Annotated in this window: 3 protein-coding genes and 2 pseudogenes; 3 read left to right on the top strand and 2 right to left on the bottom strand. The window is 57.6% G+C overall.

Annotated features, from left to right (window positions below):
* Positions 1 to 391 (bottom strand): annotated as a pseudogene (locus tag AX702_RS17740) (ParB/RepB/Spo0J family partition protein); the annotation flags it as partial.
* Complete coding sequence (locus AX702_RS17735; protein ID WP_029623213.1) at positions 388 to 1,584, bottom strand: AAA family ATPase; 1,197 nt, start codon at positions 1,582 to 1,584, stop codon at positions 388 to 390. The gene AX702_RS17735 and the pseudogene AX702_RS17740, both read right to left, overlap by 4 nt.
* Positions 1,585 to 2,121: 537 nt before the next feature.
* On the opposite strand from AX702_RS17735, the pseudogene AX702_RS21785 reads away from it, so the two are divergent.
* From AX702_RS21785 to AX702_RS22195, 3 genes and pseudogenes are all read left to right on the top strand, one after another.
* A pseudogene (locus tag AX702_RS21785) lies at positions 2,122 to 2,448 on the top strand (DUF7146 domain-containing protein); the annotation flags it as partial.
* A 1,414-nt stretch (positions 2,449 to 3,862) separates the two neighbouring features.
* Positions 3,863 to 4,273 (top strand): hypothetical protein, encoded by a 411-nt coding sequence (locus AX702_RS17730; protein WP_037447418.1) that lies wholly within the window; start codon positions 3,863 to 3,865, stop codon positions 4,271 to 4,273.
* A gap of 99 nt (positions 4,274 to 4,372) precedes the next feature.
* Entirely contained in the window at positions 4,373 to 4,945 is a 573-nt protein-coding gene (locus AX702_RS22195) for a hypothetical protein (protein WP_143058617.1), read from the top strand.
* The last annotated feature ends 24 nt before the right edge of the window (positions 4,946 to 4,969 follow it).

The following is a 4,969-nucleotide window of genomic DNA, read 5'->3' as shown; positions in this document are numbered from 1 at the left end:
CGACGATCAACTCGTAGGGGGTCTCGGCGTTCGGCGTCCGCCGCACCACAACCGGCTCGCGGTTCGTCCCCTCCTCGCGGATGGAATCAATGAGCGAGGCACAGCGTTCGTGGCTCAGCGCCGCATGATCGCGAGCATTGCCCGGCCAGATGGAGCATTCCGAGGGCTTCAGACGGATAGTCGGACGTTTGACCGTGCGGGCGATTTCATCGAACGCAATACCACGCCGCTCCAGGAATGAGGGCGTCGAAGGTTCGTCGACCGGCTTATCGCGATCGACCAGCGCCTCGGCATCCGCGACTTCGGCCACGGACGTGGGGGCAGGGGTCGTGCCGATGCTTTCGATGGCATTCGCCAGTAGGCTGCGACGCCGGCCCCCTGCGCTGCTCATGCCGCCTCCGTCAGTCTGTCGGTGCCGACCTGCGCCATACGCGACGGCCACTGCTTGCAAATATCCTTTTCGATCTCGCGAAACACCATGTTGAGGTTGTCACGGCACCGCGTGTACGTCTGGTGCGACCCATATGGTTTGTTGATTTCGTAGATCGACGACATCGACAACCCGGCATTCTTGATCTCTTCCGACAGGAGTATCGGCGTCGACAGCATCTGGCCAGCGTAGGTCTTCTCCATGACCTGAAGCATTTGAGCCTCGTTGGTCCTGTTGGGCTGGAACATGGTGCAGACGACGCGAATGAACCCGTAGTCGATCGAAGTGTCGAACTTCGAGACGAGGTCCATCGCTTCGCGACAGGTCTGCATGAAGTGGATTGTCGAAAGATAATCGAGTTGCCGAGCCGGCACGGGGATCAGCAAGCCGTCCGCGGCCGTCAACGTGTTCACGCCCAAAAAGCCCATGGCAGGGGGAGGATCGAGGATAACGACGTCATAGTCGTGCCGGACCTCTTCCAGGCCAATTCTCAGCATGCGGAACGCGCCGGCAATGGCGGTAGGGCCCTCCTCGATGGTTGCTGTCAGTTCCCACTCGGTGTCCTGGAGGCCCAGGTTGGCGGGGCAGATATCGATATTCGGCCACGCGGTCTTTTGGATCGTCTTTCGCAGCGAATCGGCTTCGTCGATTCTGGGGGAGAGGAAGTTCGAGAGCGTGTGCGTCTCGTCCACCAATGCCTCTAGATTGACGTCGAACATAACACTCATCGACGCCTGGGGATCGCAATCGACAACAAGAACGCGATATCCCCGCAGCGCAAGGTAATCTGCAAGATGCTTGCCCGTCGTCGATTTGCTGACGCCGCCCTTGAAGTTCTGCACGGCGATGACGACCGCGCGCTCGGAGGGCAATTTACCCATCTTGATGCCGAGCTTCTCGCGAATGGCGATCAAATCTTCGACCGTGTAGAATCGGCGTCCGTTGGTGGCCGTCTTGGGGGCGGGCAAGCGTCCGCGCGCCTCAGCCTTGGAAAGCGCTTCCGGCGTTCGGCCGAGCAATTCAGCGGCGACTGTCGCCCCCATTGAAATGTTCAGCGTTTTGCGATCGGATGGATCAATGGCCGCCTGTCGCAGCACGGTCTTGGCATTCTCGCACGAGGTAATCATCGCATCGAGAATCTGACCCGACAGCATGGGCATGTCCCCTTTTTGAACCCAAACCGGCCACGGTTCGTGAAAAGCACCGCATAATGGCCCCTAATCCCGGACAGATATGCCAAATGCAGGGTGGTTAGTCAAATAGGGTGACCTGACCCGGCGTGCGCAGGGACAAGCCCTCTTATTGCCCCCGAGTCCCGGACCATCCGCGTGTGTATCATTTCGCCTATAAACCCGGACGAAAATCAAGATGAGTCACTCGCCAGCACGCGCCGCTTGAGGACTTATCCTCAAGTCTTGTCCGACTTTGAAGCTCAGACAACGGGCATTCACAGCAACGCGAATCATCTCAAAGATGATTGGCGGGCACAGCGTCAGAGATGGAACCTCTCAGTCCACGGCGATTCGGCTCGAGCCGGGACTATTCGCTCCAACAACTGCTTTCGAGACATGAAAAGAGTCGCGTCTCGCACGACCCATCGCGCGATCTGTTCCGTCTTGCTTCTCCGATAACCTCTAAAACGGTGTTCGTGGAGAAGGGGAGGGGGGCCGAGGTTGTGAAAGGAGCCGATCATGGCCCTCACAGCCGAACGACCTTCGCAGCAACTCATCGATCTTGTTGGCGCACTTGGCGGCACATGGCACGGCAGAACCGCCATGTGCCTTTGCCCGGCGCATTCCGACAGCACCCCAAGCCTGTCGATCCGCCAGGGCAATCGCGGAATTCTAGTGACCTGCTTCGCCGGATGCGACCGGGAAGACGTTCTGCGTGAACTCCGACGCGTGCCCATTCGCGACCATTTCAGCTATACCGATACTCCTGCCGTCTCTTCCGGCAATGCCAGCCGGCTATGGGATGACGCCCTTTCCCTCGGAGGCACGCTGGCAGAACGCTATCTATAGCGGCCTGCAATGATGCTCGACCAAACGCGCAATAGAGGGGAGTTTTCGGCGCAGATTAGTTGAGACGGATGGCGTTGCTCGACGCACATTGCGTGAGACGCAGCGCACGATCGGTGAGACGGACGCACAATGCTGATACGCTGACGCAGGATGCCGGTTTGGCGCCATCACAGCGGCAACCCTGCCGCCCTCATCTCGTCGGTGAGTTCACGGGTCCGCACCGGGTCGAGGCCACCATGCAGCAGCTTTCGGAGCTCGGCGAGCTTGGTGTAAACCAAATCGGGTCAACCTCCACCAAGGCCTTTTTCAGCGATCTTCAACTGCTGTGACATCAATTTGAAGCAAACGTGCTGTACACATCGCATGTTAAAGCCTGGAATTAATATCAAAGCTAATCGGAGCCTGCGGTGATGGAAAGGCGCAAGTCACCTCGGCTACTAGGCGTTTTGGCTATTGCCTTGGCGGCGCTTGGCGTTGTCAGTTCCCTGGTTCTTCGTCAATCTGGATCCTATAGCGATAAGCGCGGCGAGGTCCAGGTGGTCACCGGCTCCTCTGCATTGCCTTCCCTGACCCCCAGCGCTATCTCCTCACGCGTGGCCGATACCACAGAGGAGAAGAGTAGCGCATTCGATATTTCAGGCGATCCGGAACGGGTCCGGCGTTCCCTTCACAGCCAAAGCCGCGATCTCGCATGGGCACCGGGTACCGAAGGCAAGATCAGAGAAGTATTTGCCTCGGCTGGCGCTCCCACGCAAATTTCCGTAGATTGTCGATCAGCCGGATGCGAAATCAAGGGTGAGCTTTCGGGCCTTAGCAGCTCAAACTTGCCGCAAGTGTTAAATCGGATCGCTGGCGAACCAGTCAACAAAGCTTTGCGCGCAAGCGGCTTGACGCCAGACAAAAGTCCAACATACAGCATTATTTCAAACGACCCGGTGAGGGTATCGTTTAGCAGAGTCGTCTCGCGTGATATCGCTCAGGTGGAGCGATAAGAGATGCCGTTTCGCTTTATCATACGATCCGTGGCTCTCAAGGGATTGTTTGTATTTACCGGCTGCATTCAACTTTCTGCATGCTCAGCTGTAGCGCCGTACGTAGCGGCATCTCCACCTACCGATATCGTGATCCCGGAACATTTAAATGGCCGGCTGTCGTACCGCGGCAACTGTACCTACCTTATGGTTTCTGGATCAAAGCGGACGCTGATCTGGCCTCATGGTCATGTGTGGGACAGCACCGCGAAGGCAGTGAAGGCACCCGATGGCCGCCTCTTCAAAAGTGGAATGCAGGTTACGATCCGCGGCGGTGATGGGTCGATCGAGTTCCTGCAAGGCGATCCAGAGGCATATCAGCAGCTCCAAGCATGTGGAGGTCCGTACGTAACCAGTAGCTATGTTGAAGGAGAAGGGTGATGAAGAAGCGTGCTTTTCGGCTTGGCGCAGCCTGCGTCCTCGCCTCGGTCGCGATTTCGGCAGCGCATGCCGTATCGAACACGAAAACCATTCGACTTGCAACGTTTGACGAACCGTTCAACGATCCTGACGATGCGACTGCCAAACAGCTCTCGAAGACGGAGGGCCTTACTGTTGCAGAGGCGTCGCGACGTTTGCGGATCATGGGAGAGTTGGGGCGTCTGGCGCCCGCGCTCTCGGCACGTTTTCCCAAAGGCTTCGCTGGGGCCGAAGCGACTACGGGATCCGACTTCCGTGTTGCTATCTATGGTGTAGCTGCGGACCTCGAAGCGATCGGTAACGCCGCACGTCAGTTCGCCGGCAAAGGTGAACTCGCCAGCGTTCTCGATGTTCGCACTGCACCAGTATGAGAGTCTGAGATAGGGGCGCAGGCGCGGGGATATCTCTCATCGCTCGGCTCAAACGCTACGATCGCCACCAATGCGCGAACGGGGCAAATCAAATTATTGGTGAAAGATCCCACTTCCGCCCTCGCGGCGATTGTTGGCGGACGATTTCGTGCGGCGCCTGGAACGCAGATAGAGCAATTCGACGGCATTGCTCTCACGGCAACGGAGGTTCCGGGCGGCCAGAACTATCGCGGCACGTTCTCTAACGGCGACATCAATGAATGTACGCGAGGCTTTAACGTCAAACAAACCAACGGCTCGCTCTATGGCGTGACGACCGCAGGCCACTGCGAGAATAATGGCAGGGATGAAACCACCGGGGTTTCACTCGCATTTCGCCAAGAATGGGTGTCAAACGGCGTGGATAGCCAGTGGCACACATTCTCCGGCGGAAACAACTATCTGGTTGTTCCGAAGTTCTATAACGGTGCTGGGGTCGTTACCGTCACTGGAGCGCAAGGTGTCGCGCAAGGGCAGTATATTTGCAAGTATGGCCGATCGACAGGTCAGACATGCGGTTACACCGACCCATACACCTATACGGATAGTTACGGTGCCTTCTATAGAATGAACAGTAACTCGACCTATCCGCGGCAGAGCCTTGAGCAGCCCCCACCGGGTGGTCCGGGTTGATAGTTAGTGCATTGTCGTCTCCGC

The organism is Sphingomonas sp. CCH5-D11, assembly GCF_001557395.1.
GTDB lineage: Bacteria > Pseudomonadota > Alphaproteobacteria > Sphingomonadales > Sphingomonadaceae > Sphingomonas.
The sequence above is the reverse complement of the archived record's forward strand: the minus strand, read 5'-3'. Positions and strand labels throughout refer to the sequence as shown.

Coding starts and splice junctions, on each gene's coding strand:
- AX702_RS17735 (WP_029623213.1), bottom strand. CDS start 1,584: ATGCTGTCGGGTCAGATTCTCGATGCGATGATTACCTCGTGCGAGAAT.
- AX702_RS17730 (WP_037447418.1), top strand. CDS start 3,863: ATGAAGAAGCGTGCTTTTCGGCTTGGCGCAGCCTGCGTCCTCGCCTCG.